Source organism: Aequorivita nionensis (genome assembly GCF_046352995.1).
Taxonomy (GTDB): Bacteria; Bacteroidota; Bacteroidia; order Flavobacteriales; family Flavobacteriaceae; genus Aequorivita; species Aequorivita nionensis.
In genome coordinates this window covers 1,259,662-1,281,103 of sequence record NZ_CP130281.1, presented here as the reverse complement: position 1 = coordinate 1,281,103, position 21,442 = coordinate 1,259,662, and the positions used below count along the sequence as shown (strand labels likewise).

The window sequence follows — 21,442 nt, the reverse complement described above, 5'->3', positions numbered from 1 at the left end:
ATTACTTCCGGGCGATCCCATTTTAACAATCAACAACTATGAAAAATTATTCTTTCAATAAACGTTTTGTTATTGTTCCGTACTTACCAATTATCTTAACATAATAAGAAGCAGCGGCAAGCAGTTGCACATCTATTGGTTTCACAGAACCCATTCCACGAAGGTCAGAAACTTGAACCAATCTGCCTCTTAGGTCATAAATCTCTAATCTTTCAAGATCAATATGCTGCGGGTTGCTGATGTTCAGGATATTCTTGGCAGGAACGGGATACATTGTTACCGTTCCAAGATTCTGTTCATTTTCACCAATGCCAATGGTCGTTTCAACCGTTAGTTCAAAATCACAAGTTCCAACATTTCCGTACTCATCCGTTGCTGTAAGGGTAATGGTGTAAGTGCCATCTGAAAGTGCTGTTCCAGGTACAGGATCCTGTGTAAATATTGTAATAGGATCTGTACAGTTATCCACAGCAGTGGCTTCACCAGTTGTAAAGTAATCCGGTACAATATAGAACAGATTACCTGCTCCAGGATCTACTGTTTGATCTGCAGGACAGGTTACTACTGGTTCAAGTAGATCAACGGCAGTTACTGTAGCGGTACAAGTTGACAAATTACCGTTATTATCCTGGCTGAACACCTGAACCGTTACCGGCGTACCAATATCAGCACAGCTGAACTCAGTAATGTCCACAGCTACCGTAAGGATACCGCAAACATCGTCATTAGAGGCTATCACATCACTTGGGTTAAGAGTAGCGGTACCATCTGCCCCAATTTCGATAGTGAAATCTTGACAAACAAGGACTGGACTTGTATTGTCCTCCACCGTTACAATGGCGGTACACGTTTCTGTGTTACCATTTACATCGGTTACGGTCAATACCACTGTGTTATCTCCTATGTTTGAACAATCGAATGTATCAATATCTAGCTCATAGCTTGCAATGCCACATGCATCTGTGCTACCATTGTCTATATCCGTTCCAAGAATAGTTACCGTTCCTGTTACCGGATCTAGTTCCACAGTTATATTTTGACAAGCAACTACCGGGGCTGTTACATCCTCCACTGTTACAATTGCGGTACATGTAGAAACGTTACCATTAACATCTGTTACAGTAAGTATTACGTTGTTATCGCCAACATTACTGCAGTCGAAAGTATCGACATCTATTGAAATGTCTGCCACCCCGCATTGGTCGGTGCTTCCTCCATCAACATCAGCAGCTACGATGCTGGCATTACCAGCTGTATCCAACTGGATGGTGATGTTCTGGCAAACTGCCACAGGCGCCTCATTGTCTATCACCGTAATGATAAAGCTGCACGTATTTGTATTTCCGTTTACGTCAGTAGCGGTAAACTCAATGGTTGTAGCTCCCACGGGGAACATACTTCCACTTGGGTCACCCATTGTCTGGGTTACGGTAGCCACGCCACAGTTGTCTGAGGCTATTGGCATTGGGAAGTTTACAATGGCAGAACAGTTGCCCAAATCAGTGTTTACTGTAATATCTGCTGGACAAGCAATAGCTGGTGGGATGCTGTCTTCCACAGTTACTATTGTTGTACAGGTTGAAGTGTTTCCGTTAACATCTGTTACCGTTAGGGTAACTGTATTCGGACCAACATCGCTACAATCAAAATCAGTAATATCTATTGTAGTGCTTGCAATTCCGCAGGCATCCGTACTTCCGTTTTCAATATCGGCAACGGTAATGCTCGCCATTCCATTTGCATCCAGTTGGATGGTGAAAGGAGCTGCACAATTGGCTACTGGCGGCACATTGTCCTCAACCGTTACAATCGTGGTACAGGTTGAACTGTTTCCATTTACATCAGTTACTGTTAAGGTTACTGTGTTGGGGCCTACATCTGCACAAGTGAAGTCTGTAACGTCAATGCTAGTACTTGCTATTACACAATTGTCAGTAGAGCCATTATCAATATCCCCAACTGTTATGCTCGCCATTCCGTTGGCATCTAGTTGAACTGTAAAGGGCGCGGCGCAGTTAGCTACTGGAGATTCATTATCATTGATAATTACATCAAAACTACAGGTTGCTGTATTGCCCGAAGCATCTGTTGTTACAAATGTATTTGTTGTTGTTCCAACAGGGAAAATTTCGCCTGAAGCCAAACCAGTAGTCTGGACTGTGGTTGAACCTGAACAATTATCAGTTCCAACTGGAGCAGTATAGGTTATTACAGCTCCACAAATTCCAGGATCATTATTTTGGGTAATATTTCCAGGGCAAGTAATTGCTGGAACTTCAGTATCATTTACTGTAACATCAAAACTACATGTTGCAGTGTTTCCTGATGCGTCGGTTACTACAAAGGTGTTGGTTGTAGTTCCCACAGGGAATGTGCTTCCAGAAGGAAGACCAGCAGTTTGGGTAGGTGCTAATGCAACATTCCAAGTAAGGGTAATCAGACCATTACCTGATCTAATACCACCTTGTGCTGTTCCATTATTTACACCTCCAATATAAGAAGTACCGCCAGCTCCGCCACCGCCTGACCATGCGCCACCGCCACCTCCGGCAGCGCCGCCACCGCCGCCGCCAGCGTAATAGCCGCCGCCACCGCCGCCACCGCCAGAACCAGTAAATCCACTACATCCTATTTTACCATCTCCACCATTACCACCAATTGCTAAAACACCATTAGTTCCTGAACCTCCAGTATCACCACAATTAGAATTTCCTAAACCTCCAGTTCCACCCATCATATCGGTAGCGCCTATTCCTCCAGTTCCTCCTGCACCGCAGCCACTTCCTGTAGTACCAGAACCTCCTAATAAAATGTCACCTCCAGATCCGCCATTTCCACCTGGTCCACCTACACAGCTTCCTTGAGGTCCGCCAGCACCACCACCACCTCCAGCAGCAATAATAACTCTATCATTTATGGTTCCTCCACCAATTCTTACATCACTGGCACCGCCACCGTGACCTGAAGTATTAAGTCCGCTAACACCTGGAATTCCTCCTCCATTAAAACCGTCACTTCCTCCTACGTATATTGTTAAAACATCGCCAGGAGTCACTAATAGGTCTCCATTAGCCAAAGCTCCAAAGCCACCAGCACCAGCATCTCCTCCAATGCCCATCTCTCCTTGTGCGCCTAAAGCGCTAATTGAAATAGAGGTAACACCAGCTGGTACAGTAAAGTTTTGAACGGTTCCTGTATATGTAAAAGTTTGTGAAACAGGAACTCCTGAACTACAATTATCTGTTGCAGTTACAGTATAATTTATAGTAGCACCACAAACTCCAGGATCATTATCAACTATAAAATCTCCGGGACAAGTAATTACTGGAGGTGTAGTATCTTCAACTGTCACATCATCTGAAGCACTATTTACACATCCATTAACATCGCTATATGTATAAATTATTGTATGTGTTCCATTACCCGCAGCACCTGCATCGAATGTATAAGTTAATCCGTTTCCATCATCTGTAACTCCAGGACCGCTATAAATACCTCCATTTGGAGCGCCTCCGCCTTGGCCAGATAATACTTCACCTGGACAAACAGGGCTCGGTGGCGCAGTAAAAGTAACTGTAGGTAAAGCATTTATTGTAACGCTAACACTTGAGCTATTTGGACAAGTTCCAGCTGTTGTATAAGTAACAGTATATGCTCCAGGTGTGCTGGCAGAAACATCAATTGCTCCGGTTGAAGCATTGATTGATAAGCCTGCTGGGGATGAAGTGAAAGTTCCTCCGCCCAATCCTGTAATGGTGGGGGTAGGATCAGAACTATCTGCACAATATTCAGCGGCATCGTAATTAAACGAAGCATCATCCAAAGCATTTATTGTAACGCTAACACTTGAACTATTTGGACAAGTTCCAGCTGTTGTATAAGTAACAGTATATGCTCCAGGTGTGCTGGCAGAAACATCGATTGCTCCGGTTGAAGCATTAATTGATAAGCCTGCTGGCGATGAAGTGAAAGTTCCTCCGCCCAATCCTGTAATGGTCGGGCTAGGATCTGCCGCATTTACGCAATAGGAAGCAGAAGCATAGCTAAACGAAGCATCATCCAAAGCGTTTATAGTAACGCTCACACCAGAGCTATTTGGACAAGTTCCAGCTGTTGTATAAGTAACAGTATATGCTCCAGGTGTGCTGGCAGAAACATCGATTGCTCCGGTTGAAGCATTGATTGATAAGCCTGTCGGTGATGAAGTGAAAGTTCCTCCGCCCAATCCTGTAATGGTCGGGCTAGGATCTGCTGCATTTACGCAATAGGAAGCAGAAGCATAGCTAAACGAAGCATCATCCAAAGCGTTTATAGTAACGCTCACACCAGAGCTATTTGGACAAGTTCCAGCTGTTGTATAAATAACAGTATATGCTCCAGGTGTGCTGGCAGAAACATCGATTGCTCCGGTTGAAGCATTGATTGATAAGCCTGCTGGCGATGAAGTGAAAGTTCCTCCGCCCAATCCTGTAATGGTCGGGCTAGGATCTGCTGCATTTACGCAATAGGAAGCAGAAGCATAGCTAAACGAAGCATCATCCAAAGCGTTTATAGTAACGCTCACACCAGAGCTATTTGGACAAGTTCCAGTTGTTGTATAAGTAACAGTATATGCTCCAGGTGTGCTGGCAGAAACATCAATTGCTCCTGTTGAAGTATTGATTGATAAGCCTGTCGGTGATGAAGAAAACGTTCCTCCACCCAAACCGGTAATTGTTGGCGTAGGATCTGAGTCATCTGCACAATAGGAAGCAGCTCCGTAGCTAAACGAAGCATCATCCAAAGCAAAGACTTCAACATCATCTGTGGCAGAATCTCCACTTTCTGTATAAGTTAATGTGTGTGTTCCAACTCCCGCCACAGCAGGGTCAAAACTGTATGTCATCCCATTACCATCATCCGTAACTCCTGGACCACTGTAAACTCCACCAGTAGGCGTTCCTCCGCCAAGACCAGATTGTACTCCAGCATCCACACATAAATCTGCTAGCGCTGTAAATGAAGCACCTACATCATAACTACAGCCAGCTTTAGCGGTAGGAACGAACTCCGTGGTATCATTATTTATCCAATATTGTATATCATTAATAATAGCAGCAAGCTGTGCTGGAGATCCTGAAATAGGAAATCCACCAGGTACTGCACTACAATCAAATTGCCAGTTATCAACCTCTGTATCTGGAGTTCCAGCAACATAAAGTCTAATGGCGTTTACGCCATTTGTTAATTGATCTGGCAATGCAGTTGTTGAATTTGAAGTATTTGCTCCATCCCAATCTCCATCTGTTGTAACACCTGGATCAACATTACTATGTATTGCAGTAATAAAGTTAGGAGAAGCAGCTGTTCCTTGATAAGCAAATAGCTGATCTCCAATGGAAGATAATACACTTGCAGACATGAAACTTCCAGGCAAAGTAACTATATCTCCTGCACTCATTGCAGAAGAAGCATACCAAGTTGCACTACCTTCACCGCCTGAACCTACGCAGCTTATTGTGTTGGGATTTGAAACACCACAATCTGTAAATTTTATATTTGTTCCAGCAATTATATCTTTTAAAAGTATAAATGCAAAGCCGTCATTTCCATCTAGATTAAAACCCACAAAGGCAATATCGCCAGGGTTTAAAGTTGTGAAAGGTGGTTCGTTTATTGTCACAACTATAGTACACGTTGCGTTATTACCAGCTTCATCTGTCGCTGTTAAAACCACATTATAAACTCCAACACCAACCATAGTTCCAGCAGTTGGAGATTGTGTTATGGTAATATTAGCAGGTATTGAAATATCATCTATTGCTGTTGTGCCACTTACTAAATCCGGAATAGCGGCCATTCCATTAATTCCAGCTGTAATTGGCGCAGGAGTTGGAGCACAAGTTATTACAGGTGGAGTTGTATCTCCTCCTCCACTAATTGTAAATCCACAACCAGCTTCCAAAGCAGGATTAAAAGGGGTGGTGTCACTACTCACCCAGTTTGCCCTATTATTTACGATAGCACGTATTTGGGCAGGGGTTCCCGAAACAGCTCCACCAGCAAGAACACAACTAAACTGCCAATTGTCAGATTCAGGTATTAAACGAACGGCATTGGTGCCTGTGACCAAAGCATTTGGAAGCGCCGAAGTAGAATTGGAAGTTGCAGATCCATCCCAGTTTGCATCATCCCCCGAAGTATCGTTATACTGTAATCCAGCAATAAAAGTTGGAGCTGCAGTTGAGCCTTGAATGGCAAAAAGTTGATCTCCAATAGAACTAAAGGCAGCTGGAAATAGCGGTCCCATATTAATAGTAACAACCTCACCAGCTGTTCTAGCAACTCCTGAAGTCCATGTAAATTCTCCGTCACCATTTGTTGCAAAAAAACCTGTTCCATCATTCCAACCCATGTCAGTAAAAATGATAGTGGTTGCAGCATCTATATCTTTTAAAAGAACAAATGCAACCGTATCGTCAGCATTTGTTGCTCCGTCTGAATTGCTTCCAACAAAGGCAATATCTCCAGCAGTTAAAGCTGTTTGGCTATTACCAATAATTGTTGCCAAAAGCATTGTTATTAGTAGGGTAATTTTTTTCATAATTATTTTTTCATGTTAAGTTAAATCTGGGGAGATTTTCTTTAAAAAAAAGGGGTGTTATTATTAATTTCTTGAAGGGAAAATACCCACTAATGCAATACAGTAGTTTATTCCCAAAAAAGGGTTTTGTATATCTATGGGTTGATTGCCTCCTGTGTTTCCTACTGAATTGCCAGCCATAACTGTATCTGAAGGAGAGCCAAAAGCATTTGTCCCATCTCCAGCTATATACATTCCGCTTGGACTATCTGAAGTTCCTTCTTCTTTTGCATTAATAGCATGACCGTGTGATGGCATTTGTGCAACTGTCAAGGTTCGTGTTTCGGCTCCGCCTCTTTCACCCCAAGTTACATTACTTAGTCCAGGGCCTTGACCTATATGCAGTCCATTTCTACCTCTAAGATCTGGTAGCGCAAAGGTAGTTCTGCCATCGCCGCCATAGGTGGTTCCCAATAAAGAGAAAAGCGCTGTGTTTTGAGCAATAGACAATATTTGTCCATCGCATTTAGCCCAGCCGCGTGGCGCAAAATTGAATCCAAATGGTTGAATTTGTCCGATAAATGGTTCCATAATAGTTTGTTTTAAATTGGTTAAAGTTTAATAATTAATTTCTTGAAGGGTAAATACCTTCTAATGCTATACAATAATTGATTCCCAAAAAAGGGTTTTGTATGTTTAATGGTTGATTGCCTCCGGTGTTTCCTATTGAAGCGTTAGCCATAACCGTATCTGAGTTAAAATCAAAAGCATTTGTTCCATCTCCAGCTATAAACGCTCCATTTGGACTATCTGAAGTTCCTTCTTCCTTTGCCGCGAGAGCGTGGTTATGTGAAGGCATTTGTGCAACAGTCATTGTTAGAGTTTCGGCACCGCCTCTTTCTCCCATAACTATATTACTTAGTCCTGGCCCCTGGCCAAAATGCAATCCATTTCTTCCTCTAAGGTCTGGAAGCGCAAAAGTTGTTCTGCCATCCCCTCCGTATTGAGTACCTAATAAGGAAAAAAGAGCCGAATATTGACTAATAGCTAATAGCTGGCCATTACAATAAGCCCATCCTCGTGGCGCAAAATTAAATCCGAATGCTTGTATTTGTCCTAAAAATGGCTCCATAATAAGTAGTTTTTAAATTGTTTATACCGAAATATTAAATTGAATATGTAATTGATTCATTAATTCTGATTTTTCAGGAAACAATTTATCTCCCAACTGTTGGTTTTTTTTCCAATGTTCACAAGTAATCTGTGCTCCTGAATTATTCAACAATAACTCTGTAAAAATGGATTTTTCAGAATTTGAAACTTTGAAATAAATACGTGCATTTTTCCCTTCTTCTTTGTTTGGAAAATCGGTTATGAATTCATAATTACCCTGCTTGTCAGCGATAATTTTTGCGCGATGTCGATATTTAGATGAATTCGGAGAAAGGTGCCAAACTTCCACAGTTGCATTATTTACTGGAGTGCTACCATCATTTTCATAAATGGTTCCTTTAATAGTAACCGAATTGGTATTAAAAATTCCAGTTCTTAAATCAGTCTTGGTCTCGGCATAAGGATTATAGCCTAAAAACGGGCTTTCATGGGCATTGAAAGCACTTGTGATCGTGGGGGTCAATACGGCTAAACCAGTTATGGCAAAAGCAGAATTGCGCATAAAAAGTCTTCGCGAAGTAGTGTTTTTCATAATATGGTTAGTTAGTTTTTAAGAATTAATGACCTTTTAAACAGAGTTTTACACACGGCCTTTTTAGATGAAAAATTCTTAAATGTTTGTTAACGCAAGTTATTATATTTTTTTTAGGCACTCTATACGTAGTAGCACGTAAATTAAATTTTAGCGTTAAAACGTATATTCGCTAAATAATCTACACCCATGACATCGGCAGAAGCAAAGAAAAAATTATCAAAAATCACAAAAAAAATCATTCGGGAAGAACTGGATTTTTATATTCTTCAAAATGCTGTTTCAGAATTAAAACAACTATTGGAAACCCTTTCAAATATGGACTTGGAAGCGGAAATAAGTTCGAAAAACATCGCTTTGCAAAACGGACAGGCAATAGGTCCAAAATGGGCTGGAATGTGCCTGGAGGATTTAATGCGAACCTATAAGTTTATGAAAGGGATTCATGAAGCCTTAAAAACCCTGCGCATCAAAAACCCTGAGAAACCAACCACTATCCTGTACACCGGCACAGGACCTTATGCAACTTTAATATTACCATTTCTTTCTCTATACAAACCTTCAGAACTGCAACTAATTTTACTTGAAGTTAATCCAGTAAGTATTGAAAGTTTAAAAAATATTCTTAAAGCTTTTGATGCTGACGAATATGTTAAAGCATTCTATCATTGTGATGCTTCAAACTTTAATATTCCATCAGAACTTGACGCAGATATTCTTTTGGTAGAGTGTATGCAAAATGCCTTGCGCAATGAGCCACAAGTTGCAACAACCTATAATCTTTTACCGCAACTGAAAAAAGAAACAATCCTTATTCCCGAAAATATTTCACTGTTTTTGAGCCTTATAAACCTTGAGAAAAAAAATAAGTATCAAACAGCAACGGAGAACTTTAAGGCTATTGATTTTTATGAAAATTCTGAAGCAGTATTCAAACTAAATAAAGAGGAAGTATTTAAAAATGATAATGAATTCAAAAAAGAAGGGTTTCAATTTCCTGAAAAAGAAAGTCACTTTTCCAAAGAACAGCTCAGCAATTACAATATGATTACAATTTCAACCGAAATAACAATTTTTGATACTATTTCCCTGAAAATTTATGAAAGCGGTCTCACGACACCACTGATTTTGGCAGATCTAAAATATGATCAGAATATAATAGGCGCCAAAACACAATACACTCTTGGCGCAAATCCAGAGCTTGCAACACAATTAATAAGGTCATAAAAAAACCTCCTTTTTATCAATACTTAACCATAATTTTATAGTAAGCTTCATTTTTTCAATAGCACTAACCAAAATGTGCGTATAGTATAATTTGATACCTTTGACAAAAGATTGAAGCAAGTTTTTATGACTTTAGAAAAAAACCTTAAGGAGCGTATCAAAGAGCTTACTTGTCTGTATGAAGTTTCTTCAATTATTGTAAATAACGATTACAAAGAACTCGACAAAACATTATATTCAATCACTCTCAGCCTGCGTAAATCTTTACAGTACAGCAAAAGTGCCACGGTTGAAATTAGCTCAGAACCTTACCATCTCATTTCTTCGGCACTTCCAAAAAAAACTGTTTTTATTGAAAGCAATATCAATGTGTTTAACGAACCGAAAGGAAATATAAAAATTCATTATCCCGCAGAAAAATTCACCAAAAAAGATTTTTTAACCGAAGAGAAAAAACTGCTTAAAAACGTTGCCATAAATGTGGGTGATCTTTTGGAACGTGTAGCCATTCGTGAAAACGAAGCCATCGTGAAACGAAAAATGGAACACGCAGACCGTTTGAGTATCTTGGGTGAAATAACCGCTGGAATAGCTCACGAACTCAACACGCCTCTCGCAAATATTTTGGGCTTCGCGGAGCTTTTAAAAAGCAAAGAACCCCAAAACACCCAAAGCAACCAAGATCTTGACAAGATTATAAACAGCGCTATTTTCTCCCGTGAGGTTGTAAAAAAGCTAATGTTTTTTGCCTGCGAAATGCCACAGAATCTGGGGCAGACAGATATTGTTCCTGTTATTAATGAAGCTATGAATCTGCTAGACCCAACGTTCAAAAAGAATGAGGTAAGGTATAAAGTCACCCTTCCAAAAGGAGAAGTTTTACTGAAAGCCGACACCATTCAGTTGACACAGGTTATCTTCAATTTAGTGCTGAACGCCATCTATTTTTCACCTAAAAATGGATTGATAAAAATTACATTGGAAGAAACAAAAAAGAAAATAACGCTTAAAATTTCAGATGAAGGCCCCGGCATTTCTACTGAAAATGTTCAGAAAATATTTCAACCTTTTTTTACAACAAAAACCGTAGGAGATGGCTCTGGGCTTGGACTTAGTGTAGTGCACGGAATTATACGCAGTCATCGAGGCACTATAGATTATCAGCACAATAACCCAACGGGCGCCGTTTTTATTATTACTTTTCCAAAACAATAAAAAAGATGCTTCAAAAGGAAAACATACTTCTAGTTGATGATGACATCAACATTTTGGAACTCCTCCAACGGCACTTGCATTCGCTGGATTATCATACTTACAAGGCAATTTCAGTGAAAGAAGCAGTTGCCATTTTGCGCGATACCGAAATAGATTTATTGATAACAGATTTAAAAATGCCCGAAGTGGACGGTTTTCAGCTCATCCAGTTTGCCTCAGAACATTACCCGAATATGCCAAAACTGGTGGTTACGGGCTATCCTTCAGTGCAGGATGCACTTTCGGCAATTAAATCGGGTGCGGTTGATTATTTGGTAAAACCATTTACAAAGGAAGAGTTGAAACAAGGTGTTTTGAAATCGCTTTCCAACAAAACGAAACTAAAAACCGCAACCAAAACTTCGGAAGCAAAAAAATACAACGAGATAATTGGTGAAAGCGAAGCCATAAAAAATGTAACCCAAATAATAGAACGTGTAAAAGATAATAAAGCAACCATTTTTATAAGTGGCGAAAGTGGAACTGGGAAAGAGTTAGTGGCGCGTTCCATTCACTATAACGGAAAGTTTTCGCGTGCGCCATTTATTGCGGTGAACTGCGGCGGCATTCCAGAAAACCTTTTGGAATCGGAGCTTTTTGGGTATGTGAAAGGTGCCTTTACCGGAGCCAATGACGATCGCGAAGGTTTTTTTCAGGCAGCAGATGGCGGAACTATTTTTTTAGATGAAATTGGCAATGCTTCTCTTTCTGTACAATCAAGGCTTTTGCGGGTTTTGCAGGAAAAGGAAGTTGTGAAAGTGGGCTCGCGAAAAACTGAAAAAATAGATGTGCGCGTAATTGCAGCTACCAATAGCAATTTAAAGGAAATGATTGAAAAGGAAACATTTCGGGAAGACCTTTTTTACAGATTGACGGTTGTGGAAATTAACGTTCCGCCACTTCGGGAACGAAAGGAAGATATTCCGTTGCTGGCAGACAAATTCCTTTTCAAATATGGTAACGAATACAAAGACCGATACATAACCATTGATACCGAGGCACAAGCTCTTTTGCAGCGTTACGATTGGCCGGGAAACATTCGGGAATTGGAAAACGTGATTCAGCGCGCTGTAATTATGTGTGACAGAACAATAGGTATAAAAGATTTGCCCGAAACCTTAAAATACCAAATAAACTTCCCCGAAGATGGTCTGCTTTCCTTAAAGGAAATGGAGAAGAAATACATTCAAAAAGTACTTGCCGCAACCGATAATAACCAAACCAAGGCTGCAGAAATCCTTAAAATTGACCGAAAAACATTACGCGGGAAAACCAAAGAATAAATACAAAAATTCAAATTTTAAATTCCAAAAAAAAGTTTTGGAATTTGGAATTTGTCTTTTTTGGAATTTCATTTCACTGGGTAATTTCTCCCCAATGTGGAATATATTCCCCAACTACTTCATTAAGAATATTACATCTGTAAAATCATAATGTATTATTATTCAATTGATTACAGATTATTTTCAAAATAATTCCAGTTAATGGCATACAGGTTGCCAATTAGGAATTGCAAATAATAAGTAACTATGAATACAAATCCTATAAATCTTTGCAATGGATGTGCGCACGCAGCTTATTGCATATTAACACACAACCAAAGCACAGTATTTTCATGTACCGAATTTGATGAATCTCAACACCAAATTCCTAACCCGATATTAAAAATTAAAAAAAGAAAGCCAGAATTGGTAACTATTTAAAACAATTATTAAAATGACAAATACACAAACCGTGGAAAAACCGCAACCTGTAAAAAGAGGAATGTTGGACAACGTGTTGGAACAATTCAACAGCGCTGCAGACAAAATAAATCTGAATCCAAACGTTCGCAAAATTCTTAGCATTACTAACACTGAAATTATTATTCACTTCCCTGTTCGCATGGACAATGGTGATGTGGAAATATTCACCGGTTACCGTGTGCAGCACAACAACGCACTTGGCCCATACAAAGGCGGTCTTCGCTATCACCCAACGGTAGATATTGACGCTGCTCGTGCTTTGGCAATGTGGATGACTTGGAAAACATCTTTGGCAGGTTTGCCTTATGGAGGTGCTAAAGGAGGAATCCAGATTGACCCTTCAAAATATTCAAAAGGTGAATTGGAACGAATTACACGTAGATTTACTTATGCTTTGGGCGAAAACATAGGCCCAGAACACGATATTCCCGCCCCAGACGTAAACACCAATGACCAAACCATGGCTTGGATTGCAGATACGTATATGAGTACAAAAAGTACCAGCGAACGTTCTAAAAACCAACACGTAGTTACAGGAAAGCCCGTTGGCAGTGGAGGTTTGGAAGGTCGTGACCGTGCCACTGGTTACGGTGTGTTTTTGACCATTAAATTTTGGGCAGAAAAAAATAACAAAAGCCTTAAAGGAAAAACATTTATCGTTCAAGGTTTCGGTAACGTAGGTTATTGGGCAGCACATTTCTTAGAAAACGAAGGTGCGAAAATGGTAGGTGTTCAGGATGCCTTCGGAAGTGTTCAAAACAAAGAAGGTATTAAGGTTGAAGATCTTTTCAACTACGGAAAAGCGAATAACGGCAGTATTGTAGGTTTCCCCGAAGCTTCGGCTATGGAGGGTAAAGATTTCTTTGCATTGGATTGCGATATCTGTATTCCCGCTGCTTTGGGCAACCAGATTACGGCACAAAACGCAGCTTCAATAAAAGCAACTTTAATTGCTGAAGGTGCCAACGGCCCAACAGATGTTGAAGGCGAAAAAATATTGATGGAACGCGGTATCACGATCATTCCAGACATTATGTGCAATTCCGGTGGCGTGATTGGAAGCTATTTTGAATGGCTTCAAAACCGTAACGGAGAACTTTGGCAAATGGACGAGATTTTAGAAAAACTGGAGAAAAAACTCCGCACTACTTTCAAAAAAGTTTCTGCCTATTCCGAAGAAAAAGGAATCGATATGCGTACGGCAGCTTTTGCTATCGCAATTGAAAGAATTGAAAAAGCCTATGTGTTAAGAGGAATTTTCCCATAATTAATTTTGAATCCTTAAAGATGGGACATCTATCCCTGTTGTTTCAAAAAGCAACGATGTCCCATCTTTATTAATAATGAAATAGAAACCATGAAATATGGAAATTTGATATTAGAGAAAAAAGAGTACGTTTTTTTAAAGCGTTTACTGAACGTTACTGGTTATTATAAAGACGAAAACACAAAGGTTTCCCTTAAAAAATTAAGCGGTGAGCTAACAAGTGCAATCATTTATGACCACGAAGAAATGCCTGCAGATGTAATTCGGTTTAATAGTCTTGTTACAGTTCAGTCTGGAACATGGCAAACAGAATTTCAGTTGGTAATCCCAACTGAGCGCGATATTGCGGCAAACAAAATTTCCATTTTGGCCCCAATGGGATCGGCCGTAATGGGTTATGCGGAAGGCGATTCCGTAATTTGGAATTTCCCAAATGGCACTAAAGAACTGAAAATTACCAATGTCAAGCAGGCCGAAAAACCTATCGATATTGATGTACTATCATAGTATTTACAATTAACAATTTTTATTAATCATCATGCAGATTTACGATCACGATTCCCCAGAAGCAATAACTTTTAAAAATAGTTCCATAGAACTGGACAACTGGATTGAGCACCTCAATTATATTGAAAAAGAGATTGCCAATTTGTTGAACCTTGGAAGAGCAGAACTTTCAAAAGTCTTTGACTCTCCAGCTATACTTGATAAACTGGTTCGTGAAAAAGAAACAAATGCTAAAATCATTGATGCTTTTTTAAAATATAAAGAAGGTTTGCCAAAAGCGGCAGAATGTGAAGATGTTGATTGTGATATGTTTTATATAACAGAACATGAAAGATTCAGAAAAACCTATTTGGAGTATTTAAAAAAATACAGAGAAGTTAAAGAAGAATACTTCAATGCGCTTAGCAAATAGTTTATAAAAAAGAATACAATTTCAATAAAAATTTATGATCGAACAGTCGCAGCCCAAGACCATAGGAATCCTTAAAACCCCAAACGATCCGCGGGTTTGTTTGTTGCCCAAAGAAGTAAAACGTCTTACCGGGGAGTTGAAGCTCAACATCCTTTTTGAGCCCGGGCTGGGCAGTTCGCTTCAAATTGATGATGCAGAATATGTGCAGGCAGGAGCAAGCTGCTTGCCAAGAGAAACAATTTTTAAAAATTCGGATACCATTGTATCCATTAACCATACTTTTAGCGAAGTGGAAATGAAGGGGGGTTGTTGCTTCATTGGTATTTTCAACCCCCTCTTTCATGATTCCAAACTCGCTATTTATCAAAAACATGGAGCTACGGTTTACAGTTTAGACCTTCTGCCACGGACTACTCTGGCGCAATCAATGGATGTTCTTTCTTCCATGCAATCTTTGGCAGGATATAGAGCCGTTATTAAGGCTTCTGAAATCTATAATGGTGTATTCCCTATGTTTACAACTGCTGCCGGAACACTTACGCCAGTAAAAATATTAGTGCTTGGTGCAGGTGTTGCAGGTTTACAAGCTATCGCTACTGCCCGTCGTTTGGGTGCCATAGTAGAAGCTTTTGATGTTCGTAAATCTGCTGGAGAAGAAGTGAGAAGTCTTGGCGCAACCTTTATTGAAGTGGAAGGTTATACCGAATCTTCAAATGCAGGTGGTTATGCCGTGGAGCAAAGTGAAGAATACCAAAGAAAACAGAAAGAGCTAATCCACAACCATATTTTAACCGCAAACATCGTAATAAGCACCGCGAATATTCCCGGAAGAAAAGCGCCTTTATTAATTGAAACCCGCTCTGTGGAAGCGATGCTACCCGGCAGCGTTATAATTGATTTGGCTGCCGAACAAGGCGGAAACTGCGAACTTTCAAAAAATAAAGAAACAATCAATCACAACGGAGTTACTATTTTAGGAAACTCAAGCCTTGCTGCAGAAATTCCATTGGCAGCTTCAAAATTACTTTCAAATAATTATTTCTCTTTTTTAAAATATAAGCAAAAGGCAGAAAACCAAAATGATGATCCATTGCTAACCGCTTCACAAATTATGGAAGAAGGTAAATGGACCCACCAATATTTCACCAAACAACTACAACCAGCTTAAATTATGGAGTTCATAAATCAACACATTCAAGAAATTTATTTTGTTATTTTCTGTGTCTTCATTGGCATAGAAGTAATCGCTAATGTTCCCGCAATTTTACACACACCGCTTATGAGTGGCGCCAATGCTATTAGTGGCGTTATTCTGGTTGGAGCAATCATTGTAATGCTTCGGGTACCGGCGGATGATTACCTCAACCTTACTTTGGGGGGAATCGCGGTTTTTCTCGGTACCTTAAACATTTCCGGAGGATTTTTCGTAACCGGACGGATGCTCAAGATGTTCAGTCAAAAAAAATAATTCCTTAGCTTATTTTATATACTCAATACTGAAAGACGAAAAACATAAGGCTCCTCACGCATAAATACTTCCTTATGTTTTAGTCTTTTTTTTAAGTCATTCTATTTCCAAAAAAAAACCTTCAGAATAAAAAAACCATGTACGCAATCATCGAAGTAGGTTATTTAATTGCCACCCTTTCCTTTTTGGGAGGATTGAAATTTATGAGTTCCCCAAAAAACGCAAAGACAGGAAACCTGATAGCAGCAATGGGTATGGTTTTGGCCGTAGTGCTTACCTTTTTGTCCGCGATAACAGCCACTGTTCCCTACACCAATTTAATAATCATGCTTTTGGCAATTGCCGTGGGAACCCTAATAGGCAAAAGACTTTCAGACAAAGTACAAATGACCGGGATGCCACAATTGGTTTCGTTGTTCAATGCAACTGGAGGTGGCTGCGCAATGCTCTTGGGGCTAGTAGAAGCCAACCAAATGGATCCTGCAACCACGATAATCAGTAATCAAATTCTTCTTATTGCAGGTTTGGTTACAGGTGCAATTGCATTAACCGGAAGTATAATCGCAGAACGAAAATTGGCTGGAAAAGTGAAGGATAGACGCAGCAAAACCGTCATTTTTTCTGCAAGAATACTTTTAGGGTTGATGGTTTTATTACCTGTTCTTTATTTTATCGGCATCATTCCAATTGGCTTTACCGCTTTTATGTATGTTTTGGCAACGTTGGCAATGGTTTATGGTGTGCTTTTCGTACTGCCCATCGGTGGAGCAGATATGCCTGTTGTAATTTCACTTTTAAACAGTATTACAGGTATTGCTACTGCCTTCGCAGGTTTTGTTTACGGAAACAAAGCGATGATTGCTGGTGGTATTTTTGTGGGCGCAGCAGGTATTTTGCTTACACTCTTAATGTGTAAAGCCATGAATCGTTCCTTGCTGAAAGTGCTTGCTGGAACTTTCAAAAAGAGTAAAAATGGTGTAGTTGAAGAAGCGCAGGATATAAAGGAAATCAGCATTTCAGAAACCGCTCTTTCGCTTTCCTTCGCGCAGAAAGTTGCAATAGTTCCTGGCTACGGACTTGCAGTTGCGCAGGCACAGCATATTTGCGGCCAACTACAGCAATTGTTGGAGAAACGCAATGTGGAAGTTAATTACATTATTCACCCAGTAGCAGGCCGTATGCCTGGACATATGAACGTGCTTCTTGCCGAAGCAAACGTAGATTACTCCCTTTTAAAGGAAATGGACGAGGGCAACGAAAACATGGAACAGTATGATGCCGTTTTGGTAATTGGAGCCAATGATGTGGTAAACCCTGCTGCCGAAAACAATCCTGACAGTCCAGTTTATGGAATGCCCATAATCCGGGCTTATGAAAGTAAGCAAGTAATCGTAATGAAGCGCAGTATGGGCAAAGGATATGCCGGCGTGCAGAACGATCTTTTCGGACTGGACAATTGCAGTATTCTTTTTGGCGATGCGAAAGCCTCTTTGCAGGAAATTGTGAATCAGTTGAAGTTGATATAACAACAGTACTTTTCCCAAGATTCAATCGCAGACTGGATATCCCTGGGCAATACGTTCCCATCTGCTCACCTAAATTTAAGAAAAAGATTTAATACCTTTAAACACCAATTAAAAAACCTGTTTATGAGAACTTTTTCTGCCAAAATTTTAATCCTCTCAATTGTACTTCTTTTTTTAAATTTTTCCGCAAAAGCTCAGGCTTTGAGCGGTTCCCAAATTGATAGTTTGGTAGAGAAAACGATGAAAACCTTTGACGTGCCCGGAATGGCGGTTGCGGTTTTGAAGGATGGCAAAATCTATCATAAAAACACTTACGGCGTACGTTCATTAAAAACAAATGCCGCGGTAAACGAAAACACTCTTTTTGGTGTAGCCTCAAACACCAAAGCTTTTACCACTGCCGCTTTGGGACAGCTTATTGATAAAGGAAAACTGACTTGGGACACGAAAGTAACTGACGTTATTCCCGAATTTCAACTTTCAGATTTCTATGTAACGCGCGAATTTACGGTGCGCGATTTGGTAACACACCGAAGCGGTTTGGGGCTCGGCGCTGGCGATTTGATGATTTTTCCGGCAAATAATACTACGACCAAAGCCGAAATGATCCACAACCTTCGGTATTTAAAACCTGTTTCGTCCTTCCGAAGCAAGTTTGATTATGACAACCTGCTCTACATTGTTGCGGGCGAAGTAATCGCTAGGGTTTCGGGCAAAGACTATGACGATTATATTTCAGAAAACTTCTTTAAACCTTTGAAGATGGAACGTTCCTTTCTTTCCATTCCAAAAATTAAAGCAGACGATAACAGAATTGACGGCCACGCCCCAGTAAACGGAAAGCTGGAATTGACTGGTGATACTTTCACACAAATAGCTACGCCCGCCGGTGGAATTTTCGCTTCCATAAACGATATGAGCACTTGGGTGCAGGCGCAACTGAACGATGGAAAATACGGTGAGAAATTACAGGACAGCCTTTTCAGTAGTAAAGTGCACAACGAAATGTGGACGCCACAAACCATTTTAAGAAGTGGAAAAGGTCCGTACAACACACACTTTTCGGCTTATGGCCTTGGTTGGTTTTTAAGTGATGTAAACGGTTATTTTCAGGTTACGCACACGGGCGGTTTGAACGGCATTGTGAGTCAAGTTACCCTTATTCCAGAAATGGATTTGGGAATTATTGTGCTTACCAACCAGCAAAGTGGTTCTGCGTTTACTGCCATTACCAATTCAATTAAAGATGCGTATTTCGGCATAAAAGGCGAAGACAGAATTAAGCAATACAACGACCGCAGATTGGCAGGCGAAAAGGAAGAGGAGCGCATTGTTTCTGAAGTTGAAAAAAGTATTGAGGCACAATTAAAAAGCAAAGCGCCAAAACCCAATCCAATAGATTACACAGGAACATATAAAGATGTTTGGTTTGGCAATGTTGCCATCAGCAATCAAAATGGAAGCCTTTATTTTAAATCTGAAAAATCTAAAGACTTAGCCGGAACAATGACTTTTTATAAAGGAACAACTTATGCCGTGCGTTGGAACGATGCCTCTTTAAAAGCGGATGCTTTTGTAACTTTTAGTTTGGATACAGAAGGAAAAGCGAACGGTTTTACAATGAGCCCAATCTCACCATTAACCGATTTTAGTTACGATTTTCAGGATTTGGAGTTTGGGAGGGTGGAATAAATGCAATACTTTTTTGAAAAACGAGATTAGTGCTTTTCATAGGAGCCGTTGTTGTGCATAGTTTTTTATCCACATTTTTGTTTTAGTTCGGCTTTAAATTTCTCGGTTATATTTGGGTTTTTCATTTTATCAGCTTTATCTAAATATTTGTTGGCTTTTTTACAATCTCCCAAATACATATTGATAATTGAAAGTTTGTAAATAGTGTCTGAATTTTTTTCGTCAATCGAATAAGCTTTTTCAAGATATTTTACTGCATTATTGAGATTTTCTACAGCCTTTTCTGGGTTTGTATTGACCAAGTTGTAGTAATCTCCTAAATAAGTTGTTCCATAATCGGTCAGCATTTTAGAATGATTCGGGTTTATTAAAAGTCCTTTATCAAACTGTTCTCTGGCGCTTTCCATTGCACCCAGATTAAAGTAGATTGTTCCATACCCGTAATATATATCCGCATTTTTTGGTTCCAATAAATAAGCTTGGTTAAATCTTTTCATTGCAGCTTGTAAATCTCTTCGCTCGTATATATATTGAAATCCTAATTCAGTCATTTTTTTGCTCGCGTCCTGTTTATTATCATAATGCTTAAGAATTTCCTCAATAAAGTCGTTATCGGCTTTTATTTGACTTTCATTTTTTTCTAAGTCACCAAATTCGGGTTGAAGGTTAATATCGTTATTTGCTAATTCTTGCCACTTTTCAAAATTTGGGTTTTGTGCAGAAATATTGATTGCAAAAAGTAAAATTATAGCTGTTAATATTTTCATTTCGGGTATTTTTTAAATGTTGCACAATGTGTTTGTATAATATTAGTTGCTGGTTTAAGTACGAGGATTTTCCGCAGGAAAATCAGACGTAGTAAACTTGCAACGACCTTTAGTTAAGACCAAAATTGAGCAATTATTTTTATACATTGTTGGCAACTGGCTTTTTTTCATTCAGGTTGAGTTTCATCATTATGTCCGTTTGTTCATCGTTTCCGAGTTTGAAAACGTGTTTATCGAACGCTACAAATCCATTTTTTTCATAAAATCGAATTGCTCTCAGGTTTTGCTCCCAAACTCCCAACCAAACATAATCCACATTTTTCTCTTTAGCCAATTCAATCGCCTTGTCGTAAAGTATTTGCCCAACTTTTTTTCCGTGAAATTCCTTTAGCACGTATATTCGTTCAATTTCAAGTGCGTTTTTGTCCTTTATTTCGGTTTGCGACTGTCCAACGTTTATTTTTAAATATCCGATTGTTTTTCCGTCAAGTTCCGCAAAGTAAAATTCAGCGTTTTGGTCGGTCAGTTCCGTAGTCAGTTTTTCAGTTGAAAATCCGTTTTCCAAATATTCTCTCATATTATCTTCACTGTTCTCGGAAGAAAAAGTTTCGGCAAAAGTCAGTTTTCCGATTTCTTTTAGTTTTTCAATGTCTTTAATATTTACTTTTCTAATTTTCATTTAATTATTGTGCGTTTTTTTCAGCTTGTTGCCAACGTTTTGGCTATGGTTTCGTTGCGGAAAAATCCGCAGGATTCTTTCCGCTGTAGCCGAAAGATAGCAAAACGGCGAGAATTTTCGGCAGAAAATTCCGCCGCAATGAACTATAGCTGTTGTTGTAGCGCGTTTTATTTCTTTTTGATTTCGTTTGCAAAGAAGTCAGAGTTTATTATGTGGTTGAATTGAGAGTCATAAGAAACTACAATTGGTCGATAATCAGTCGGAAAGTTTTTGTCAAATTTTATTAAATAATTCTCCGTTTTCTCAAAAAAATCGGAACCATACGATTCAGGACAAGGGATTATCAAGTCAAATTGATCATCTTTTTGATAATTTGAGTTTGATTTTTTCACTAAAACTTTAATTCGGATGGCAAATTCATAATATCCGCAAGGAGTAGAATATTCAACTTCACTTATTATCTCACTTTCGGTAAATTCAGTATTGGTTTGACCAAAAGTTATCGAAGCTGAAAATACAAAAAGTATGATTAATATATTTTTCATTTTCTTAATGCGCTACAACGGTCTTGCATATGAGCCGTAGTGTGTGATTGCCGGAATTTCGCAAACGCAAACCTACGGTAGAAAAT

At 39.4% G+C, this 21,442-nt stretch carries 17 protein-coding genes; 10 read left to right on the top strand and 7 right to left on the bottom strand.

Annotation, left to right across the window (positions count from 1 at the left end):
* Window positions 1-46: 46 nt before the first annotated feature.
* The 4 genes from Q2U82_RS05785 to Q2U82_RS05770 form a co-directional block, all read right to left on the bottom strand.
* On the bottom strand, window positions 47-6,583 hold the full coding sequence (locus Q2U82_RS05785; RefSeq protein ID WP_410006747.1) for an HYR domain-containing protein: 6,537 nt from the start codon (window positions 6,581-6,583) through the stop codon (window positions 47-49).
* A gap of 63 nt (window positions 6,584-6,646) precedes the next feature.
* Window positions 6,647-7,153 (bottom strand): phage tail protein, encoded by a 507-nt coding sequence (locus Q2U82_RS05780; protein WP_410006746.1) that lies wholly within the window; start codon window positions 7,151-7,153, stop codon window positions 6,647-6,649.
* Between the two features lie 34 nt (window positions 7,154-7,187).
* On the bottom strand, window positions 7,188-7,694 hold the full coding sequence (locus Q2U82_RS05775; protein WP_410006745.1) for a phage tail protein: 507 nt from the start codon (window positions 7,692-7,694) through the stop codon (window positions 7,188-7,190).
* A 21-nt stretch (window positions 7,695-7,715) separates the two neighbouring features.
* The gene (locus Q2U82_RS05770; protein WP_410006744.1) at window positions 7,716-8,267 is read right to left on the bottom strand and encodes a hypothetical protein; all 552 of its coding nucleotides are present in this window, start codon (window positions 8,265-8,267) and stop codon (window positions 7,716-7,718) included.
* A gap of 189 nt (window positions 8,268-8,456) precedes the next feature.
* On the opposite strand from Q2U82_RS05770, the gene Q2U82_RS05765 reads away from it, so the two are divergent.
* From Q2U82_RS05765 to Q2U82_RS05720, 10 genes are all read left to right on the top strand, one after another.
* Window positions 8,457-9,494 (top strand): hypothetical protein, encoded by a 1,038-nt coding sequence (locus Q2U82_RS05765; protein WP_410006743.1) that lies wholly within the window; start codon window positions 8,457-8,459, stop codon window positions 9,492-9,494.
* 126 nt (window positions 9,495-9,620) lie between these two features.
* Window positions 9,621-10,709, top strand: a complete 1,089-nt coding sequence (locus Q2U82_RS05760) for a sensor histidine kinase (protein ID WP_410006742.1) — start codon at window positions 9,621-9,623, stop codon at window positions 10,707-10,709.
* Window positions 10,710-10,714: 5 nt separating this feature from the next.
* Complete coding sequence (locus Q2U82_RS05755; RefSeq protein WP_410006741.1) at window positions 10,715-12,031, top strand: sigma-54-dependent transcriptional regulator; 1,317 nt, start codon at window positions 10,715-10,717, stop codon at window positions 12,029-12,031.
* A 433-nt stretch (window positions 12,032-12,464) separates the two neighbouring features.
* Complete coding sequence (locus Q2U82_RS05750; RefSeq protein WP_410006740.1) at window positions 12,465-13,760, top strand: Glu/Leu/Phe/Val family dehydrogenase; 1,296 nt, start codon at window positions 12,465-12,467, stop codon at window positions 13,758-13,760.
* A 90-nt stretch (window positions 13,761-13,850) separates the two neighbouring features.
* Window positions 13,851-14,267, top strand: a complete 417-nt coding sequence (locus Q2U82_RS05745; protein WP_410006739.1) for a GreA/GreB family elongation factor — start codon at window positions 13,851-13,853, stop codon at window positions 14,265-14,267.
* Between the two features lie 31 nt (window positions 14,268-14,298).
* Window positions 14,299-14,679, top strand: a complete 381-nt coding sequence (locus tag Q2U82_RS05740; protein WP_410006738.1) for a hypothetical protein — start codon at window positions 14,299-14,301, stop codon at window positions 14,677-14,679.
* Between the two features lie 34 nt (window positions 14,680-14,713).
* On the top strand, window positions 14,714-15,847 hold the full coding sequence (locus Q2U82_RS05735) for an NAD(P) transhydrogenase subunit alpha (protein WP_410006737.1): 1,134 nt from the start codon (window positions 14,714-14,716) through the stop codon (window positions 15,845-15,847).
* Window positions 15,848-15,850: 3 nt separating this feature from the next.
* Window positions 15,851-16,147, top strand: a complete 297-nt coding sequence (locus Q2U82_RS05730; RefSeq protein WP_410006736.1) for an NAD(P) transhydrogenase subunit alpha — start codon at window positions 15,851-15,853, stop codon at window positions 16,145-16,147.
* A 137-nt stretch (window positions 16,148-16,284) separates the two neighbouring features.
* Window positions 16,285-17,673, top strand: coding sequence for an NAD(P)(+) transhydrogenase (Re/Si-specific) subunit beta (locus Q2U82_RS05725; protein ID WP_410006735.1), 1,389 nt, complete (start codon window positions 16,285-16,287; stop codon window positions 17,671-17,673).
* Between the two features lie 123 nt (window positions 17,674-17,796).
* On the top strand, window positions 17,797-19,365 hold the full coding sequence (locus Q2U82_RS05720; protein ID WP_410006734.1) for a serine hydrolase: 1,569 nt from the start codon (window positions 17,797-17,799) through the stop codon (window positions 19,363-19,365).
* Between the two features lie 65 nt (window positions 19,366-19,430).
* Here the strand turns inward: Q2U82_RS05720 and Q2U82_RS05715 are convergent, their stop codons facing one another.
* The 3 genes from Q2U82_RS05715 to Q2U82_RS05705 form a co-directional block, all read right to left on the bottom strand.
* Entirely contained in the window at window positions 19,431-20,132 is a 702-nt protein-coding gene (locus tag Q2U82_RS05715) for a tetratricopeptide repeat protein (RefSeq protein WP_410006733.1), read from the bottom strand.
* A gap of 139 nt (window positions 20,133-20,271) precedes the next feature.
* On the bottom strand, window positions 20,272-20,811 hold the full coding sequence (locus Q2U82_RS05710) for an N-acetyltransferase family protein (protein ID WP_410006732.1): 540 nt from the start codon (window positions 20,809-20,811) through the stop codon (window positions 20,272-20,274).
* Window positions 20,812-20,978: 167 nt separating this feature from the next.
* Window positions 20,979-21,356, bottom strand: a complete 378-nt coding sequence (locus Q2U82_RS05705; RefSeq protein ID WP_410006731.1) for a hypothetical protein — start codon at window positions 21,354-21,356, stop codon at window positions 20,979-20,981.
* Window positions 21,357-21,442: the final 86 nt, after the last annotated feature.